The 19,539-nt window shown below is 69.0% G+C and carries 16 protein-coding genes; 5 read left to right on the forward strand and 11 right to left on the reverse strand.

Going from position 1 to position 19,539, the window contains the following annotated elements; genetic code table 11:
- Positions 1-501 precede the first annotated feature (501 nt).
- The 3 genes from ABTU82_RS04410 to groES form a co-directional block, all read right to left on the reverse strand.
- A complete protein-coding gene (locus ABTU82_RS04410) occupies positions 502-1,779 on the reverse strand; it encodes an ABC transporter substrate-binding protein (protein WP_407171968.1) in 1,278 nt (425 codons plus the stop codon).
- Positions 1,780-2,025: 246 nt separating this feature from the next.
- Positions 2,026-2,988, reverse strand: a complete 963-nt coding sequence (gene rarD / locus ABTU82_RS04415; protein ID WP_407171970.1) for an EamA family transporter RarD — start codon at positions 2,986-2,988, stop codon at positions 2,026-2,028.
- Between the two features lie 189 nt (positions 2,989-3,177).
- On the reverse strand, positions 3,178-3,474 hold the full coding sequence (groES, locus tag ABTU82_RS04420) for a co-chaperone GroES (RefSeq protein WP_116648660.1): 297 nt from the start codon (positions 3,472-3,474) through the stop codon (positions 3,178-3,180).
- Positions 3,475-3,870: 396 nt separating this feature from the next.
- Between groES and ABTU82_RS04425 the strand changes: the two genes are divergently transcribed.
- From ABTU82_RS04425 to ABTU82_RS04440, 4 genes are all read left to right on the forward strand, one after another.
- A complete protein-coding gene (locus tag ABTU82_RS04425; protein ID WP_407171972.1) occupies positions 3,871-5,706 on the forward strand; it encodes an Hsp70 family protein in 1,836 nt (611 codons plus the stop codon).
- A gap of 23 nt (positions 5,707-5,729) precedes the next feature.
- Positions 5,730-8,246 (forward strand): helix-turn-helix transcriptional regulator, encoded by a 2,517-nt coding sequence (locus ABTU82_RS04430; RefSeq protein WP_407171973.1) that lies wholly within the window; start codon positions 5,730-5,732, stop codon positions 8,244-8,246.
- Between the two features lie 154 nt (positions 8,247-8,400).
- Positions 8,401-9,144 (forward strand): IniB N-terminal domain-containing protein, encoded by a 744-nt coding sequence (locus ABTU82_RS04435; RefSeq protein ID WP_407171974.1) that lies wholly within the window; start codon positions 8,401-8,403, stop codon positions 9,142-9,144.
- A gap of 3 nt (positions 9,145-9,147) precedes the next feature.
- Complete coding sequence (locus ABTU82_RS04440; RefSeq protein WP_407171976.1) at positions 9,148-9,840, forward strand: hypothetical protein; 693 nt, start codon at positions 9,148-9,150, stop codon at positions 9,838-9,840.
- Here the strand turns inward: ABTU82_RS04440 and ABTU82_RS04445 are convergent.
- The 4 genes from ABTU82_RS04445 to ABTU82_RS04460 all read right to left on the reverse strand — a co-directional run bounded on the left by ABTU82_RS04445 (position 9,769) and on the right by ABTU82_RS04460 (position 15,285).
- The gene (locus tag ABTU82_RS04445; RefSeq protein WP_407171978.1) at positions 9,769-11,292 is read right to left on the reverse strand and encodes a dynamin family protein; all 1,524 of its coding nucleotides are present in this window, start codon (positions 11,290-11,292) and stop codon (positions 9,769-9,771) included. The genes ABTU82_RS04440 and ABTU82_RS04445 overlap by 72 nt on opposite strands.
- The gene (locus ABTU82_RS04450; RefSeq protein WP_407171980.1) at positions 11,289-13,190 is read right to left on the reverse strand and encodes a dynamin family protein; all 1,902 of its coding nucleotides are present in this window, start codon (positions 13,188-13,190) and stop codon (positions 11,289-11,291) included. The genes ABTU82_RS04445 and ABTU82_RS04450 overlap by 4 nt, the downstream gene beginning before the upstream one ends.
- Positions 13,191-13,342: 152 nt before the next feature.
- Complete coding sequence (locus tag ABTU82_RS04455; RefSeq protein ID WP_116648653.1) at positions 13,343-14,269, reverse strand: hypothetical protein; 927 nt, start codon at positions 14,267-14,269, stop codon at positions 13,343-13,345.
- A gap of 89 nt (positions 14,270-14,358) precedes the next feature.
- Positions 14,359-15,285 carry a hypothetical protein gene (locus ABTU82_RS04460; RefSeq protein WP_116648652.1) on the reverse strand — a complete coding sequence of 309 codons (927 nt, stop codon included), beginning with the start codon at positions 15,283-15,285 and terminating at the stop codon, positions 14,359-14,361.
- 192 nt (positions 15,286-15,477) lie between these two features.
- Between ABTU82_RS04460 and ABTU82_RS04465 the strand changes: the two genes are divergently transcribed.
- Positions 15,478-16,662 carry a class I SAM-dependent methyltransferase gene (locus ABTU82_RS04465; protein WP_407171982.1) on the forward strand — a complete coding sequence of 395 codons (1,185 nt, stop codon included), beginning with the start codon at positions 15,478-15,480 and terminating at the stop codon, positions 16,660-16,662.
- Positions 16,663-16,871: 209 nt separating this feature from the next.
- On the opposite strand, the gene ABTU82_RS04470 is transcribed toward ABTU82_RS04465, so the two are convergent.
- Genes ABTU82_RS04470 through tsaB form a run of 4 tightly spaced genes read right to left on the reverse strand, consistent with a single transcriptional unit; the run spans position 16,872 to position 19,538 of the window.
- The gene (locus ABTU82_RS04470; RefSeq protein ID WP_407171983.1) at positions 16,872-17,354 is read right to left on the reverse strand and encodes a hypothetical protein; all 483 of its coding nucleotides are present in this window, start codon (positions 17,352-17,354) and stop codon (positions 16,872-16,874) included.
- Positions 17,351-18,406, reverse strand: coding sequence for a tRNA (adenosine(37)-N6)-threonylcarbamoyltransferase complex transferase subunit TsaD (tsaD, locus tag ABTU82_RS04475; RefSeq protein ID WP_407171985.1), 1,056 nt, complete (start codon positions 18,404-18,406; stop codon positions 17,351-17,353). Before tsaD ends, ABTU82_RS04470 begins: the two co-directional genes overlap by 4 nt.
- Positions 18,397-18,894 carry a ribosomal protein S18-alanine N-acetyltransferase gene (gene rimI, locus ABTU82_RS04480; protein WP_407171986.1) on the reverse strand — a complete coding sequence of 166 codons (498 nt, stop codon included), beginning with the start codon at positions 18,892-18,894 and terminating at the stop codon, positions 18,397-18,399. Before rimI ends, tsaD begins: the two co-directional genes overlap by 10 nt.
- Positions 18,891-19,538, reverse strand: a complete 648-nt coding sequence (gene tsaB, locus ABTU82_RS04485; RefSeq protein ID WP_407171988.1) for a tRNA (adenosine(37)-N6)-threonylcarbamoyltransferase complex dimerization subunit type 1 TsaB — start codon at positions 19,536-19,538, stop codon at positions 18,891-18,893. Before tsaB ends, rimI begins: the two co-directional genes overlap by 4 nt.
- Position 19,539 lies beyond the last annotated feature (1 nt).

A 19,539-nucleotide genomic window follows, 5' to 3' on the forward strand; every position in this document is an offset into this window, starting at 1 on the left:
GTCCGCCGCGTCACCTCCGAGCACGTACTCAGGATGAACCTGGGGGCCAGCCCCACCACGGCGGCGTGTCGCATCCGTCGCGACGACTCAGCCTGAGTTGTGGCAGAGAGCGCCCCGGTCTTCGATGCGTGCGAGACGAGTGCCGCCGAGCTCCGAGCCGGGCGGGGGCCAACCGGCCCGCGCGAATTGCGCGGACGGAGAGCTGCCGGTCTGCAGCAAGTAATCAGGCTGAGCGCGACCCGCGGCCCGGGGAGGGGCGTTTCGCACGTCCGCTGCCCGCTCAGCCTGAGTTCGTGCGAATGGAGGCGGGGCGCCTGAGTTCGTGCGAATGGAGGCGGGGCGCCAGAGTTCGTGCGAATGGAGGCGGGGCGCTGAGTTCGTGCGAATGGAGGCGGGGCGGTCTGGGCAGAGCGCGGCGTACTCGCCGGGGTAGAGCCGAACCCACGGGGAAGGGCCCCGGTCCGAAGACCGGGGCCCTTCCTGTCGAGCGGATGCTGAGGATCAGCCCTCGTACGCGACGTAGTTGTTGTCTTCGCCGAACTCGTAGATGCCGATCGACGCCTCGGTCGGGTCGCCGACCTCGTCGAACGTGATCGGACCCGAGATGCCGTCGTAGTCGGCCGTGCCGCCGTCGAGGATGATCGCGGCGCAGTCGGCGTACGACTCGCACTTCGTGCCGTCGCCCGAACCACCGGAGACCTCCTGCAGCTTCGCTGCAATGGCCTCGGAGTCGGTCGAACCGGCGGCGAGGGATGCGAGAGCGAGCAGCACGGTGGCGTCGAACGACTCCGCCGCGTAGCTGTAGTCCTCGAGCGCGGGGCGCCCCTCGGCCGACTGGAACTCGTCGAGAGACGCCGTGAACTCGCCGATCGAGTCGATCGACAGACCGGGCAGCGTTCCCTTCGCGCCGGTGAGCGATCCCGCGGGGAACGCGTCGGCGAAGTTCTTCAGGTTGCCGTCGACGAAGTAGAGCTTGTCGGACGGGAACTGACCGAACAGGCTCGGCAGGATCGTCGAGACCTCGTCGAACGTGATCAGAGCGATCGCGTCGGGCGCGGCCGCGAGGACCTCGCTGATCTGCGAGTCGAACGTGGTGTCACCGGTGTTGTAGGTCGACTCTGCGACGACCTCGCCACCGGCGGCCTCGAAGGCCTCCGAGACGTACTTGGCGAGACCGGTGCCGTACGAGTCGTTCAGAACCACGAGGCCGAGCGTCTGCGCGCCGCCCTCCGCGATGAGGTTACCCAGCACCTCACCCTGCAGGACGTCCGACGGGGCCGTGCGGAAGTACAGGTCGTTGTCGTCGTAGGTGGTGAACGCGTCCGACGTGTTGGCCGGGGAGAACTGGATGACGCCCGCACCGACGACCTGGTCGATGAACTGGAGCGACGTTCCCGAGGACGCCGCACCGATGATCGCCGAGACATCCTCGCCCAGGAGGCGGGGGATGGTGGTCTCGTAGGCCTTGTTGTCGGTGTCACCGGAGTCGCCGTAGACGGTCTCCAGCGTGAGACCGGTCGTTTCGGTCTCGGCGTTGATGAGGGACTCCGCGTAGGCGACGCCGGCCTCTTCGGGCGGGCCGAGGAAGGCCAGGTTGCCGGTCTGCGGAAGCGCGGTGCCGATCTTCAGCGTCAGGTCTCCACCGACCTCCGCGTTGGGCGACGAGGACTCCGCGGTTCCGCCGCCACCGGCACAGCCGGCCAGGACGAGCGCACTGACACCGACCAGGGCGATGCCGCCCAGGACCTTGCCGGCACGCGAACGTGAAATGACGCTCATGTTGCTCCTTGCTGTGAATGATTGCGGGCGCGATTCGGGGACCGGCCCAGTGCCCTAAACCTATGTGTCTGTTCGTCTCGGCGGTGTTGCCGTTCGTTAACGATGTGTAACGCGACCTAATCGTTATGCGGAGACCCTCGCCAAACGTCGATAGTGCCCGTTTCCGCCGATCGAGTCCCCGATTTCGGGCACTTCTGGCAAGATCGGGCACTTTCGATGGATGCTGCGCCCCGAGCCGCGGCGGAGTCAGGTCAGCTCGGCGACATCCGAGACAGAGGGCCTGCCGCGCCGGGCGGCGAGGAGCGAGTCCACCGTCAGGACGGCGAGCGCCACCCATACCAGCGCGAACCCGACCCAGCGCTCGAACGGCATGGGTTCGCCGAGGAGCCATGCCCCGGTGACGAACTGCAGCACGGGCGCGACGAACTGCAGGAGCCCGACCAGGGTGAGGGGCGCGCGCCGGGTGCCCGCCGCGAAGAAGAGCAGCGGCGTGGCCGTGAACACGCCCGCCATGAGCAGGAGCGCCGCGTGGCCGGCGCCGGCGGTGAAGAGCGTCAGCCCGCTCGTGGCCGCGACGATGCAGAGCTGGACGATGGCGATCGGGAACAGCCAGAAGGATTCGAGCGTCAGGCCGCTGACGGCATCGACGGCCGGCCCGATCTTCTTCTTCACGAGGCCGTACAGCCCGAAGGAGCAGGCCAGCGACAGCGCGATCCAGGGGAACGTGCCATAGCCCACCACGATAACGAGCACGGCCACCACGGCGATGCCGATCGCGATCCACTGTGTGATCCGCAGCTTCTCTCGCAGAACGAGAACCCCGAGCAGCACCGTGACGATGGGGTTGATGAAGTAGCCGAGGCTCGTCTCGATGACGTGACCGCTCAGCGTGCCGAGGAGGAAGACCTGCCAGTTGACGTAGATCAGGGCGCCGGCGAGCGCCGTGAGACCGAGAAGACGGGGTTGCCGAACAATCCGCCAGAGCGCCGACCACCCGCGGACGACGAAGAGCAGGATCGCGCAGAACACCAGCGAGAGCACGATCCGCCAGGCGACGACCTCCCACGCGCCCGTGGGTGCGAGGGTCAGGAAGTACAGGGGAAGGAATCCCCAGAGGAGATAGGCGACGAAGGCGTAGACGCCACCGATCGCGATTTCACGGGAGGGGGTCCGCGCCGCGGGCGTGGAAGCACCGGCACGGTCGTTCACGCTGCCAGCCTAGGCCCGTCATGGGGTCAATCCGATCGGCCGTCCGCGTCGAAGCACTCACGACGGCTTCTTCGTACGCGCCCCTTGCAACGCGGGAGCCGCCCCACACGGCACACGTGCACCTCCGGTACACGCAGAAAGGCCCGGATGCCGAAGCATCCGGGCCTTTCCCGACTCGCGAGGAGGCGATCAGCGAACGACGACCGCCAGGACGTCGCGCGCCGAGAGCACGAGGTAGTCGTCGGCGCCGAACTTCACTTCGGTGCCGCCGTACTTGCTGTAGATGACGCGGTCGCCGACGGCGACGTCGATCGGAACACGGTTGCCGTTGTCGTCGATGCGGCCGGGGCCGACAGCCACGACCTCGCCCTCCTGGGGCTTCTCCTTGGCAGTGTCGGGGATGACGAGACCACTGGCCGTGGTCTGCTCTGCCTCGACCTGCTGGATGACGATGCGGTCTTCGAGCGGCTTGATGGAAACCGACACGGTCTACCTCTTCTTTCTTGACGCTTCGGTACGGAAGACTCATTAGCACCCACGCGGGGAGAGTGCTAAACCCGAGTCTAGAGAAGTGCTGGCACTCTCGCAACGCGAGTGCCAGCGAACGTTCCTCGTGTGACCGCGCGTTGCATACCCCGCACCCCGAGCGCTACCCCCCTTTTTTCGTGCGTGGGCGTGTGTCATCATTTCCCCACGACGTCGGAGTCGTAAGGGGCACGATCCGGCACTGGAAGAGAACCTGAAGCTAAGGCGCTTCGGTTTCTTGGCGAGGCGTTAACGCGCTCGCCGAGGGGGATTCGGTACATGCGTGCTCCATATTTTCTTGCGATCGATGTTGGGATGACGCGGACGGCTGCTGCCGTCTCGCAGCGTTCGGGGGGTGTGACGACAGTCACCTCGGTGCCGCTGGGGCGGCACTCCGATCACGCGTCGACGGCGGTGTTCGTCGGCGAGAGCGGACTGCTCTTCGGCGATGCCGCGGAGCGCCGCGGGCTGACTCAGCCCGACCGGCTCATCCGCGAGTTCAAGAGGCGCGTCGGCGACGACGTTCCCGTCGTCGCCGGCGACCAGAGCTTCACCGCCGAACAGCTCTTCGCGCACGTCGTGACCTGGGTCACCGAGACGGTGAGCGAGCGCGAAGGACGCTCGCCGTCGGCGATCAGCGTGACCGTGCCCGCTGCCTGGGGCGAATACCGCTCCGAGCGCGTCGGCGCAGCCATCGCCCACGAGGGCTGGCGAGACGTGAACCTCATTCCCGAGCCGGAGGCGGCGGCGCGTCACTACGACCACGTCAACCCGCTCGAGACCGGTCGAGCACTCGCCGTCTACGACCTCGGCGGCGGCACGTTCGACGCCGTCGTCGTGCGTAAAGACAAGAAGGGCGCGCTGCGTATCGTGTCGCCCGCGTCGGGACTGTCCGACGTCGGCGGCGCCGACTTCGACGACCTGCTCCTTCGCCACGTGATGACGGCCGCGGGTATCTCGGCGGACGTCCTGGCCACCGACCCCGGCGCGCGCGTCGCACTCGCCGCTCTGCGTCGGGAGTGCGTGGATGCGAAGGAGTCGCTGTCGTTCGACTCGGAGACCGTCATCCCCGTACTGCTCGGTGGGCGGTCGACCTCGGTGCGCGTGACCCGTGCCGAGTTCGAGGCCATGATCGAGGCGCAGATCGAGCGCACCACCGACGCTCTCGAGCAGTCGATCGAGTCGGCGTCCCTGCGTGCCGATCGCCTGGATGCGATCCTCCTCGTCGGCGGATCGTCGCGGATCCCCCGCGTCGCCCAACTGCTCTCCGAGCGCGTCGACGTCGCGATCGCCGTCGACGCCGACCCGAAGGCCGTCGTCGCGTTCGGGGCCGCGCGCGCCGCCGCCGCCGAGTTCGAGGGCGAGGAGGCTCCGCCGGCGCTCGCCCGCGCACAGGCCGACCCCGCCGAGGAACTGTCGACGCTGCTCGACGAGGCCCGCCACGTTCCCGCACCCCGCCCTCAGCAGAAGTCTCGCGTCCGGTGGTTCGGGCGCGGTCCTGCCGCCGCGGCTGTCACGGTGGGCGTCGTCGTCCTCGCGGCGGGCGTGACGCTGTCGGGCGTCGCCGCCCTGGCCGGCAACGCCGAGCAGCCGGTGCAGGCCTCAGGGCAGGGCGCGGCGTTTTTCAACGACGCCCTGGCCGCGGGCAGCCTGTCAGCGATGGATTCCGACGATGAGGTCGTCGAGACGCCCTTCGGCGTCAATGCGCCGATCAGCGACGTTCCCGTGCTCGAGATCGCCGCCCCGTCGACCCCGAACAACTCGACGCAGAAGCCCAAGTCGAACACCTCGAAGTCGAACACCTCGAAGACACCGACGCGCGCCTCAGGCAAGCCGAACACGTCGACGAACCCCTCGACCTCGAACCAGGCGGGTTCGAACTCGAACCCCTCGTCGGGCTCGGGTGGCAGCCCGTCGACCGCACAGCCGAGCACGCCCAGCGGCTCGACCGGTGGCGGATCGACCCCCGCGACGACACCGCCGACGACACCGTCCACGCCGACCACGACGCCGACCCAGGAGCCGAGCGCACCGCCGGCCACGACGCCCCCGGCCGACCCGGCTCCTGAGCCGTCGACCCCGCCCGTCACCCCCGATCCCGAGCCCCCGGTCGAAACGCCACCGGCCACCGAGGCTCCGGCTCCGGCTCCCGCGCCGGAAAGCACCCCCACCGAGACCGCCTCGGCCGTCTGACGCGAATGACTGGGGGAAACGTCATGACACAGTCACGCCCTTTCGACCTCGCAACGCTCGGATCCGCAGACCCCGTGTGGGGCCGTGCGGCGCGCCAGCAGCTCGATGCGCTGATCGATTCCGGCGACGAACCGCGCCGGGCGATCATCACCGGTCCGGCCGGCTCGGGCAAGACGCTGCTGCTCCGCCACGCCCGACGGCGGTTGACCGACCGCGGGGTGACATCGACCCTTCTGCGCACGAACTCCGATACCGCCGACCTCGACGGCACCGATGTGGTCTTCCTCGATGACGCCCACCGGCTCGACGAGCGCCGGCTCACCTCGCTGATCGACTGGCTGGCCGACCCGTCGGCGCAGATCATCGTCGCCTCGCGACCCTGGCCGCGCACCGCCGCGATGCGACAGCTCGCCGACACGATCGAGCGCGCGCATCCCGCTGTCGTCCTCAGGCACCTGAGTCACCACGACCTGGCAGACCTGCCGGATCTCGGCGACGTCTGCGTCGCGGCGATTCTCGCGCTCACGGCCGGTACGCCGTGGCTCGTCGCCGAGGCGATCCGCGTGCATGACACGTCCTGCGGCGGCGCGGGCGACCACGGACACATCACCGGCGATCTGCAGGACGTCATCGCCCACCGACTCGCGGGCATCGACGAAGCGGTCGCCGAGGCCGTCGTCGCCGTCAGCCTGTCGCCGTCCTCAGCGGCGACGGCGTCGGAGGATCTCCTCTTCGCGGGATACAGCGAAGGGATGCTGCAGCGCAACGGCAGGCCCGTCCCTCTGGTGACCGATGCGGTGCGCGCGACGCTGCCCATCGCTCGCATCGTCGACCTGTACGTGACATCGACTCCCACCGCATCGGATCTCGAAGACGGGATCGTCGACGGGATCAGCGACGACCGGATCGCCGCGATGCTGCTGCGAGAGGGCGACGCCAGTCTCTCGCGCGATCCCGCCGCCGCGGCCGAGCTCTTCCGCCGGGCCGGCAGTGCCGGCGCCGATCCCCTGTCCGTTCGCATCCGCGAGGCATCGGCCGCGTGGGTCGCCGGCGACATCGACACGGCGGCGGCGCTGTTGGAGGGAATCGACCTCGACACCGCCCACCCCGATCGCGATCGCGCCATCGATCTGTCGGCGTCGATCTGGGCCGCTCGCGGAGACGTCGAATCGGCGGCCGCCGTCTACCGCGCCTCGGGCCGCCTCGGAAGCGACTCGGCGGCCCGGGCCGCGACCGTCGCTCTGGCCGCGGGCGACCCGGTCGCGCTCGACGACGCGAAGAAGGTGCACGATGGAGCGCCGACGATGCCGTCCACGCTCTCCGTCTCTCTCGACCTGATGGCACGCGGAGTCCAGGAGAGCACCACCGCATCGGCGCAGTACGCACTCGTCGACCTCGTACGCGCCGCGGAGGTGTACTCCGCATCCGGAACGGCGGCGCCGATCGGGGAGCTCCCCGCCGTCATCGCGACGCTGATGGCGCTGAATATCGGCGAGCTCGATGTCGCGCACTCCGTCATCGCCGACGCGGTCGCTCGCGGCCACGGCGGACCGTGGGCGCGTCCGCGTCTGCTCCTGTGGAGCTCGTGGGTGTCGCTGCAGTGCGAACACCGCGTCGACGCCGAGGCCGCGCTGGCGCAGGCCTTGGCGGCCCCTCGCCCGCTCTCACCGCGCGACGCGACGCTCGCGAGCGCACTGTCGGTGGCCATCGCCCGTCGCTACGGAGACCTGGGGGAGCTGACCGCGCAGTGGCGACGCGCGCGCTCGAACGTGATGCGGTCGCAGTTCGACGTCTTCAGCATCCTGCCCCTGGGCGAGTTCGTGCTGGCGGCGGTACGCGTCGGCGACGAGGCGCGCATGGATCCCCACTTCCAGCGAGCGCTCGAGAGCGTCGCCCGGCTGAGCAAGGGCAGCGTCTGGGGCGTGCCACTGCACTGGACCGGCATCCAGCGCGGCATCCTCCGTGGCCAGCCCGACGACCTACGTCCTCACGCTCGCGCACTCGTCGAAGCGGCGGGGACCAACGCGCTCGCCGCGCAGATGGCGCAGGCCGGAAGGGTGTGGACGGCTGTCCTCGCCGGCAAGGTCGACCCCGACGTGGTCGAGGCTGCCGCTCTCGGGCTCGCATCGGTCGGACTCGCGTGGGACGGAGCACGGCTCGCCGGACACGCGGCAGGCCGTACCGACGACAAACGGGCGATCTCGCGTCTCCTGGCGTGTGCGCGGCAGTTGCACCCCCGCGAGGAGTCGCGCCCCGCTGCCGCACCCGCCGAGTCGACGGATCAGCCTTCCTCCACTCCCCCCGCAGCGCACGGCGCATCGCTGAGCCCGCGGGAGCGCGAGGTCGCCGAGCTCGTGCTGCAGGGCAAGACGTATGTGGAGATCGGCGAATCGATCTTCATCTCGCCTCGAACGGCTGAGCACCACATCGCCCGCATCCGCCGGCGGCTGGGGGCGACGACCCGTTCCGACCTGATCGCGAAGCTGCGTGCGGCTCTCACCGCGGAGGATTCCTCCGCGCGCGAACGAGTCTCCGCGTGAACCGCGTCGCTGCGAAGCGGGCTCGTCATGTCGTTCCCCTAGCTTCCCCCCGGAACCCCTACTGGGGTTCTCACCACTTCGGGGGTAACCCCGACGCGCGAATCGCGCGCCGGTCGTACTGTTCGAATACAAAGATCTTCATAAGGAGCCGAGCATGAGCGTAACCCTGGCCAGTGTCGCCGACGCGCTGATCGAATTCATCCTGAGCCTTCTGCGCGACCCTGAGGCCGCCGCAGAGTTCGAGGAGGATCCCGATGGGATGCTGGCCTCGCGTGGGCTCAGTTCCGTCAGCCACGCAGATGTGTGCTCGGTCGCCCCCGTGCTGGTGGAGCGTCACGACGTCATCCCCTCGCCGAAGCCGACTCCCGCGCCGACCCCCGAGCACCACACGCCGGACAACCCCGTGGTGCGCGAGATCAAGAACATCACCAACCAGTTCACGTCGATCGACGACCGCGACACGATCATCGACCAGTCGGTCAACCAGAACATCTGGGCCGAGGGCGATGTGAACCAGCTCTTCGACAACGAGGCCAACGTCGCTTCGGGCGACGGCTCGATGGCAGCGGGCGATGACATCGCCATCGACAAGACGCAGGACAACTCGACCACCATCAACGCCGGCGGCGACGCGAACGTCGGCAACGACACCGACGTCACCGACATCGATGACTCGTACAACGAAGCCACGGATGCGTCGACGACGACGGACACCTCCACCGACGTCGCCCTCGACGGTTCGGCGAACGACAGCTCGACCAACGTCGACGTCGACAACTCGCTGAACGACACGAGCACCGAGACGACCGACGTCGACACGACCGTCAACAGCGACGCCGTTTTCGACTCGACCGACACGGTCATCGTGGACGACTCGTCGGCAGACGACACCTTCTAGTCGATGACACCGTCCGACGGCCTGGCCCGCAGATCCGATGATTCTGCGGGCCGGGCCCTCGCGCGTTCGCGGGCATACACTCCGGCGAGCCGCGGGAACGATCCCGACGACGATGACGACTTCGAGGAGCGCAAGCCGCCCGCGCGACCGTCTGTCGCCGACAAGCCCGGTGCGCCCGTCATCGTGAAGCTCCCTCTCCCCTTCACCGTCGGTCTGAGTCAGGTCGCCTGGATCTTGAGCATGGCGGTGGGCGCCGTGGTCGTCGTCTACATGTTCATCATCCGCGAGGCGCAGCTGCCCGCGATCATCGACATCGTGAAGGCCGTCGATGCGACGCGAGCCGACGAGACCTACACCGCCGCGGCCGACATCATCTTCTGGGTGCTCTTCGGCATGCAGGTGCTGCTGCTGTTCATCCAGATCATGCTGCAGGTGTCGTTCTCCAACCGCCGCCCGAACGTGCGGTGGTGGCAGTTCGGTGTCCTGCTGACGCAGGCGGGAGTCGTGCTCATCGCGCGCGAACTGCTCGCCGTCGGCGATCGGGGCATTCCGCTGGAGCGCATCATGCTCATCCAGCTCGGATTGGCCCTCCTGGGCCTGCTGATCGGGCTGTTCCCGCCGGCCCTACGCTGGACTGCCCGCGGCCACGACATCCGCCGGGGACCGATCGGCTCCGGGAGCAGCTCCGACCTGTGAGGCGATCCCCTCGAGGCTGCGGATCACCACCCGGCAGATCTCGATCGTGGCGCGATCACTCAGCGGCGATTCGCTGAGGGTCCGCCACTTCGCCAGCGACGAGGCGAGCGTCTCGCGCACCTCGTCGGTACGCGCCGAGTCGGTGAGCCCGAGGCGCGCGGCGACCGCCGTGCCGGAGCCGCCGATGATGCGCTCGGCCTCGACGGCATCTGCGGGCTCCAGCCGCGGGATCGTCGTTCGGAATTCCGACAGCAGCACCAGTTCGCGCAGCTCGTGGTTCGTCGCTACCAGGCGCTCGAGGCCCGCACGCACGTCTTCGGAGCCGTCTCGGGGCTTCTCGCGCAGCAGGTCTTCCAGACCCGCCAGCACGGCCCGCGTCTTCAGCACGGATGCCCGCGCGCGGAACTGCTCGACGATGAACTGCTGCACCTCGAGCAAACCGCTCTGCTGCACGAGGCGCTGGGCGAGGTCGGTCGAACTGGATGCTCCCGCGCGCACCAGCGCGGAACCGAGGCGGACGCCGAAGATGCCGAAGCGGGCGAGCAGGCGCTTGCGCTCCTCGACCGACAGGGTTGTCGCGGTGGAGGGTCGGGTGAATCGATCGACCGACACCAGCATCCGGTCTCGCGTGGCCCTGTCGAGGCTCGCGAGTTCACGGAACGCGGCGAACTCGCTCTCTCGGAGCGCTCGCGCGCCCTCGGCGAGCAGACCCGCCACGGGGATGCAGCCGAGCGCGAGGGCCCGCAGCTCGCCGTCGCGTCGATACCTGTCGGCCACGCGAGCGGCCGACAGCAGCGAGTCGATGCGACCGGAGCCGATCTCGTCGGCCCGCGACAGCAGGGCGACGGCGTTCACCGTCTGCGACGAACCGGCCGCGTTATCGCGGAAGGCCTCGAGGAATCCGATGTCGGATGCGTGGATGTGCCGCAGCAGGTAGAGGATGGCGTCGGCGTCGGACGGCGCATCGTCGGGAGCGAGGAACGCGTGCGAGCGAGCGGAGACGTCCTGCGACAGCGAGGCGATGCCGGGGGTGTCGATGATCACGAGGGAGCGGAGGCTCTCGGAGGGCCACGCGACGTCGATCCACTCGACCTGGTCGGCCGTCAACGCGCCCAGTTCGATCACCAGGGCACCGTCGGCGCGCTTGACGGGCAAGCGCGTCTCCCCTCCGCCCTTCAGGTGGGCGGTGATGCGCGCCGAGACCGAGTAGCGGTACCAGGTGACGATCTTGGTGCACTCACCGGCGTCGGTGGGCGCGATCTGCTCGCCGATGAGGGCGTTCAACACGGTCGACTTGCCCGCCTTGACCATGCCCGCCACGGCCAGCCGCAGCGGCTCACGGAGTCGGCGCGCGTGCCGCTCGAGCGACGCGACCGCGACGCGGTCATCGGCGTAGAGCTCGAGAGCCTCCTCTACGAGGGTCGCCGCGTCGGCGAGTCCCGCCCGGCTCATCGGATGGACTTCTTCGCGGTGCTCTCGCCGGAGACCAGGGCCGGGATCTCCTTGCGGAGGGCCTCGATGCGGTTGAGATGCATCTCCAGCTGCTTCACCCGTGAGTCGCGGTCGCTCTGATAGGTCACCGCCGCCTGCTTGGCGACGAGCACGGAATCGGAGAGCGAGCGGTGCAGCTCGTCGGCGATACCGCCGAAGTGATCGCGGGCGGCGCGCTGCACCGACCTCAGGCGGTCTCTGAGCTGCTTGCCCACCTGGAACACGACGTCTTCGATGTGACGGCGCACGAGGTTCTTCGCCTCGGCCTGCCGGCGGTTGAGGCGGTTCGACATGTCCTCTTTATATGCGCGGCGTCCGACCACGACACCGACCAGCAACGAGATCGGGTTGAGCAGCGACAGTCCGACGAGGCTGGTCGCGAGACCCGCCATCAGCACGCCGCCGTAGGAACCGCGGACGCCGATGTAGATCTTCTCAGCAGCGCCGAGGCGACCCTCCTGGATGCCCTGCATGTCTTCGACGGGATCGAGCAGACCGTCGGTGTCGCCGACGCGGATGAGGGGGATGCCCGCCTCCTCGGTGATGAACTCCTCGGCGACCCGCTCCGCGAGCCACTGGGAGCGCTCGTTCGTCCAGACGAACGTCTCCGACACGGCGGCGGAGACCCGCTGGTCGAGCCACTCGGTGATTTGGTCCCAGATCGGACCGGGGTCGCCCTCATCGATCGACGCCTCGGCCTCGCGCTGGACTTTGCGGAGTCGGTCGCGGAGGTCGTGCTCGGTGTCGGAGATGAGATCGGCGATACCGTCGCCGAGTGCGACCTGCCACCGGGAGGAACGCCCGCGGAACTCGTCGGCCCGCGCCTTGGCCTCGTCGAGACGGGCGATCATCTGCGGGGTGTCTTCGGGGTGCAGCAGCGCGTTCAGCTCCGTCTTGACGCTGAGCGAGAGCTGGTCGGTGACCGACATGAGGTCGTGCATCGCCGCGCGCTGGTGCAGCGCCTCGGCCTTGCCGAGCACGTCGCGACGAAGATGTGTCACGAGAGCCGGGAACCCCGACTCCTCATTGAGCTCCCGGTCCTGCTCGTCGGCCGCGGTCAGGCGCAGATCGCTCGAGACGGCGAAGATCGGGATCTTGCCGACAGCACCGAGGTGCGATCGGTCGATGCGCTCGATCTGGCGCCACTCGGGGTACACGTCGGTCTTGGAGAGCACGGCGGCCACGTTCGGGGACACCCGCAGAGCGTGCTTGAGGAACTGCACCTCGGGCTCGGTGTACTCCTGCGATGCGTCGGAGACCAGCAGCACGGCGTGCGCGGTCGACAGGGCGGCCAGAGTGCTCACCGAACGGGTCGACTCGATCCCTCCGACGCCGGGCGAGTCGATGAGCTTGAGCCCGCCGCGGAGGATCTCGCGCGGGAGCATGACCTCGGCGGCGAGGATGTCGCGGGCGTTGTTCGGGTTGCCGCGCTCCGAGACGTACTCGGCGAGATCGGTGAGCGGGATGGTCGTGCGTTCCACGCGGGGCTCGACCCCGCTGTCGTCGCGGGTGAGGACGACGGCCGAAGCCTCGTCTGCGTAGGAGACGTACGTCGGAACGCTGGTGGCGACGTCGTCGTCGACGGGACAGGCCGGCGCGTTCACGAGCGCGTTGACGAGCTTGCTCTTGCCCTGCTTGAACTGGCCCACGATGACGACCCGCACCTGGGGGTCGAGAAGGCGGGCGCGGGTCTGGTCGAGGCGTTCGGCCAGGTCCTCCCGCCCCGCGACGGATGTGAAGCCCTTCGTGCGCTCGACGAGGACCACGAGATCCTTGTTCGCCAGCTCGACCGCGGTAGGAGAGGTGTCGTCTCCGGCGGTGGTGCTCTGATCGGTGGTCGCAGGAACGGTCTGGCTCATCCGAGATCTCCTTCGTCGCATCACACCGGGGTGATGCCATTGTCGCCTGTTTTCGCCTACGCAGGGCCGTGAACGGAGCGATGACCCCGGTGGCAGGGGCAGCCACCGGGGTCATCGGTTCGATCAGGTCGCGAAGACCCTCACGGGAGTGCTCACAGAGCGTCGAAGTCGACGTCCACGCTCACGTCGTCGGCGATGACGGAGTCGTCACTGCCCCAGATCACGTCGGCGTCGATGTCCCACGCGCTGGTGTTCGTCTCGGTCAGCTCGTCGTTGAACGAGTTGTCGACGGCCACGTTGGTCGAGTCGTCGTTGAACGAGTCGGTGACGTCCCAGTCCTGCGAAGCATCCGTGTACTCGGACGAGTCGGTGTACGAGTTGTTCGAGAACAGCTCGTTCGAGATCGTCGTCGTGTTGCCGATGTTCACGTCGCCGCCGGCGTCGATGTTGGTCGAGTCGTCGCGCGTCTGGGTGACGGAGATGTCGCCGCCCGCAGCCCACGAACCCTCGCCCGACGCGACGACCGCTTCGCTGGCACCGCCGAATGCGACGTCACCCTCGGCCGCGATGTTGCCGTTGACCGACTGGTCGACGATCGTCGCCGAGTTGTTGATCCACAGGTCGCCGCCGCCGCCGGCGCCCCCACCGAGGTGCAGGTCGCCGAAGCCGGTGTTGTAGTCGCGGTTGCCGGCGTTGATCGAGTGGTCGTCGGTGATGTCGAAGCTGTACGAGTTGCCCGAGTTGTTCATCGAGCTGTCGTTGCCCGAGTCGTTGATCGAGTTGTCGGAGAGGTCGTTGCCCGAGTTGTTGATCGAGTTGTCGGTCTCTTCGAAGAACTCGTTGAACGAGTCGGTGACACCGATGGTGGTGTTGGTCTCGGTGGTGGTCTCGTCGACGTTGCCGACGTTGTCGAGTCCGATGGCGGTGTTGCCGCTGTCGTTGACCGAGTCGTCGGTGTTTCCGACGTCGGTGACGTCGAAGCCGACCGTGGCGCTGTTCGTGGTCGAGCTGGTGTTGTTCGAGTTCGACTCGACCGTGTTGAACGAGTCGGCGATGTCTTCGGCGAAGAAGTCAGGCATGTCCGTGTCTTTCTAGGAGTGTTCCGAAGCGGAAGTGGAGGGGGCGGATGACCCGGCCGCCGCGCGAACGCGGCGGCCGGGTCGATCGATCAGAAGGTGAAGTCGGATCCGTCGATGATCGCGGAGCCGTCGCTGTCGGCGACGAGGTCGACATCGGCGTTGACCGTGAGGTCGCTGTCGATGTCGGTGAAGTCGTTGAACGAGTCCGACAGGTCGTAGTTGTCGGAGTAGTCGTTGAACGAGTCGTCCACGTCGATGACGACCGACTCGTCGGTGGTGACCGACTCGTCGAGGTAGGAGTTGTGCGAGCCGACTACGTTGCTGATCGTCGTCTCGTTGCCGATGTTGACGTCACCCTCGGCGTCGATGTTGGTCGAGGTGTCGAGCGACGTGGTGACGGTGATGTCGCCGCCGGCGGCCATCGCGTCCTCACCGGACGCGACCACGGCCGAGTTGCCCGAGAAACCGAGGACGTCGCCGCCCGAGACGATGTTGCTGTTGACCGACTGGTCGACGATCGTGCTCTGGCTCCAGATGTGGGTCTCGCCGCCACCGGCCGCGGCAGCGCCCGCTGCGCCGCCGAAGTGCAGGTCGCCGAAGCCCGTGTTGTACTCACGGTTGCCGGCGTTGATGGAGTGGTCGTCCCACGAGGTGTAGGTGAGGGTGTTGTGCGAGTCGTTGACCGACTCGTCGTTGAACGAGTCGTTGACCGAGTTGTCGGACTCGTCGTTGAACGAGTCGTTGACCGAGTTGTCCTCTTCGACGGTCTCGGTGTTGCCCGAGTTGTCGATGTCCCAGTCTTCGTTGGTGACCTCGGTGTCGGTGGTCTCGTTGAACGAGTCGTTCACGTCGACGCCCAGGTTGCCGGAGTCGTTGACCGAGTTGTCCTCGTTGAACGCGTTGTCGACGACGACACCGACGTTCAGCTCGTTGTTCTCCTCGGTGGTGTTGCCGGAGTCGATGACTGCGGAGTTGCCCGAGTCGAAGATGTCGCCGACGTTGATCTCATCTGGCATTTCTATTCCCTTTGCTCAGGGCCGGAGCCCGACAGTGGTCTGTGTCATCTCAAAGTAGGAGCACCCCCGCGTAGGCACATCGGGGATGCCTCCGGGATCTCCCGGGGGCCCCGAGGGGGTTTCGGGCTCCGGGGGATCCCCGGGTAGGGGGTTTGCGGATGCGCGCCACGGCGCCGACCTAGGGTGGATCCGATGGACATCGCCGAACTGACCGCCCTGTTGACCCCCGACGGCCTCCGCCTTCTCGACGAGACGGCGGCCCATTCGGGCGACGTGGCGCAGACGGTGTCGCGGCTTCGAGCAGCGGGTCACTCCCCCGAACTCGTCTCGGCGGTCGTCGGGCAGTCCCGGTTGCGCACCCGGGCGACGGCGAAGTTCGGAGAGTTCGCCGAGCGGATGCTGTTCACCAAGGCGGGCCTCGAACAGGCCACCCGCCTGTCGATCGCCGGGAGGCACGCGGCGCGTTTTCGCGACGCGGGCGTCTCGCGCGTGGCCGACCTGGGCTGCGGTATCGGCGGCGACGCGATGGGGTTCGCCGCGCTCGGACTGCGGGTTCGGGCGGTGGACGCCGACGAGGTGACCTCTGCGATCGCCGCGTACAACCTGGCGCCCTTCGGCGATGCCGTCGAGGTGCGGCACGCGACGGCCGAGACCGCGGACCTGGCGGGCGTCGACGCCGTGTGGCTCGACCCCGCTCGGCGCACGGCCGGACACACCGAGACGAGTCGCGTGTCGGTCGCCGACTACTCCCCGCCGCTGGACTGGGCCTTCGCGCAGCTGCGGCGTCTTCCCGGCGGGATGAAGCTCGGTCCCGCCTTCGACCGCGACACGATCCCCGACGACCTCGAAGCACAGTGGGTCAGCGCCGACGGCTCCACCGTCGAGCTCGTGCTGTGGTCGGGAACGCTGGCCCGGGAGGGCGCGCGGCGAGCCGCACTCGTGACACGGGGCGAGCAGTCGTGGGAGATTACGAGCCCCGCCGACGCCGAAGACGTCGATGTTCGCGAACTCGGCGCGTTCGTGCACGAGCCCGACGGAGCCGTGATCCGCGCGCGCCTGATCGGCGATGTCGCACGCGCACTCGAGGCCGGCATGCTCTCGCCCGGCATGGCATACCTCACCTCGGATGCGGCGCTGACGAGCCCGTTCGTCTCGTCGTTCCGCGTGCGAGAAGAGGTGCCGTCCGACACCCGTGCGCTGGCCAAGGTGCTGCGCGCGCGAGGCATCGGCACCCTCGAGATCAAGAAGCGGGGGGTCGACGTCGATCCCGCGACGCTCCGCGGCAAGCTCCGACTACACGGCGACGACTCCGCGACGCTCCTGCTCACGCGGATCGGCTCGCGCCGTCTCGCACTCCTCGCCGACCGGGTGTCCTGACGCCCGTTCCCCCGCCGCATCCGCTCCCCTGCATCCGCTCCCCTGCGTCCGCTCCCCTGTCGCGATTGGCCCTTCACACACGCCGTTCGCGACAGGGGAGCTTCTTCTTTTTCGCTCTCCTGTCGCAGACGGCGGGTGCGATCCGCGATACGTGACAGGGGAACGCGGGGCGCGGCGGGGCGGGGACGCGGGGCGGCGACGCGGGGTGGTCAGCCGATGAGGCCGGCGCGCGAGGCTGCCCACAGCAGCCAGCCGGCGCTGTAGAGCACCGAGAGCGCGCCGAGCACGATCGCCCAGACGACGATGCCCCGACGCTCGACCGGTCGGCGCGAGGCGACGATCGCCGTCACGATCGCGACGAGCCCGAGCGGCAGCATCCATCCCCCGACGAACGAAGCAGCGAGCGACACGATCGCGAGCCCGAGCGCCCACGGCCCTACGACGGGGCGCGGCGAGCGTTGCGGCGCCTCGTGGGCGGTCGCGACGGCCACGTCGTCGACGGCCACATCATCGACGGCGAGCACAGCGGTGGCACCGTCGGTCTCGACGGGGCGTTCGAGCTCTTCGGGCACAGGGACCGTCGCGCGTCGACGCCGTTCGACCGACGCCGACACCGCGTCGAGGTCGGGCACGGGGGGCGGCGGTCCGGGCAGCACGGGGGCGCCGTCGTCGAGACGCTCGTGGTCGCTCATACCTGGATCTCCGTCACGGGGAGCGTCGAATCGGCGCCGAACGCCAGGGTGGAGGGTTCGCGGCCGGCGGTGATGAGCTCGGCCGCGAGCGCGGCGATCATGGCGCCGTTGTCGGTGCACAGGCTCAGCGGCGGGATGCGGACGGTGACGCCCGCCGCCTCGGCACGCTCCAGTGCGACGTCGCGCAGGCGCCGGTTGGCGATGACGCCGCCCCCGAGCAGCAGGCGGGGCACGCCGTGACGGGCGCACGCGTCGAGCGCCTTGGTCACCAGCACGTCGACCACGGCCTCTCGGAAAGACGCCGCGACGTCGGCCACCGGCACGGGCTCGCCCGCGTCCTCCCGCTGCTCCACCCAGCGCGCGACGGCGGTCTTGAGCCCGGAGAACGAGAAGTCGTAGCGGTGCTCGGCTATGTCGGATGCCCGCGAGAGGCCGCGGGGGAATCGGATCGCGAGCGGGTCGCCCTCGGCCGCGGCACGGTCGATCTCGGGCCCCCCGGGATAGGGCAGCCCCAGCACGCGCGCGACCTTGTCGAACGCCTCGCCCGCGGCATCGTCGACGGTCTCACCGAGCAGTTCGACGTCGCTCGTGAGGTCTCGCACGAGCAGCAGCGACGTGTGACCGCCGCTGACGAGGAGGGCGACCGTGGGGTATTCGAGACGGTCGGCGTCTTCGGTGAGGATGTCGGCGGCGATGTGCCCGACGAGGTGATTGACGGCGTAGAGCGGCTTTCCGAGCGACACGGCGAGCGCCTTCGCCGCGCCCACTCCCACCATGAGGGCGCCGGCGAGACCCGGCCCGCTCGTCACCGCGATCGCGTCGAGGTCGTCGAGCGTCACGGATGCTTCGGCGAGGGCCGCCTCGATCGACGGCTGCAGCGCTTCGAGGTGCGCGCGGGCAGCGACCTCGGGCACGACGCCGCCGTACCGGGCCTGCTCGTCCATGCTGGACGCGATGGTGTTCGACAGCAGCTCGCGGCCCCGCACGATGCCGATGCCCGTCTCGTCGCAGCTGGTCTCGATACCCAGCACCAGCGGCCCGCTCACGTGCACGCTCCCGCGTCGGTGGCAGACGGGTTCGTCGCGGCACGCCACGCTGCGACATCGAGCCGCATGACCACGGCGTCGACGTTGCCGTCGGGGTAATAGTTGGGGCGTCGGCCGATCTCCACGAATCCCTCCGAGCGGTAGAGGTTCTGGGCCGTGGCGTTGTCGTCGCGGACGTCGAGGAACACCTCGCGGATGCGGCGACGCTCGGCCTCTCCCAACAGCTCGCGCAGGAGCGCCCTTCCCTGCCCCCGCCCGCGGGCGGATGCGGCGAGCGCGATGGTCTGGATGTCGGCGTCGGTGCTCCCCCTGGGAGCGCGCAGGCCGGCATAGCCGTCGAGACGCCCGGGTGCCTCGGCGACCACGTACCAGTTGTGCACCGAGGCGAGCTCCGCGCGCATGACGGCCGGCGACCAGGCATCGCCCTGGAACGACGCGCGTTCGAGCACCATGATCGCGTCGAGATCGTCGACGGTGGCAGGACGCAGATTCACGAGCCCACCCGCTTGCGCGCGCCGCCCACGGTGACATCGGGGGCGCGGAGGTAGAGGGGTTCGGAGGCGGCGACCTCTCGGCCGGCGGCGACGGAGCGCGCACCCATCAGCGCGACCATGGCCGCCGGGACGGATGCGGCGTCCAGCCGCGTGACGTCGAGGTCTGTGAGCACGCGATCGAGGTCGTCGCGCGGGACGAGCGTCGGGCCGACCTCCCGCACCGGGAGGCCGTCGTCATCGAGCCCGTCGTAGACCGAGTAGGCGAATTCGCGTCGGCGCGCGTCGGTGACGACGGCGAAGCGGGCGGAGTCGGCGTCGAGACCGTCGACGAGCGCGCGGCGCAGGAGGACGCCGAGGGCGACGGCGTCGTGACTGGCGACGGGGACGACCGGCAGCCCCCGCCCGAGGGCGAAGGCGCGGGCGGCCGCGATGCCGACGCGGAGCCCCGTGAAGGGGCCGGGACCCATGCCCGCCGCGACATGCGTCAGCGGCGCGGACGACTCCCCCACGACCCGCGCGAGCAGGTCGCCGATGACCTCGGCGTGCCCGAGCGGGTTCTCGCTCGACGCTTCGGCGACGATGACCCCGTCGTCCTCGACGACGGCGACGGACGTGCCGAGGGAGGTATCGATGCCGAGGAACACT

This window comes from Microbacterium deferens, assembly GCF_045517775.1.
Taxonomy (GTDB): Bacteria; Actinomycetota; Actinomycetes; order Actinomycetales; family Microbacteriaceae; genus Microbacterium.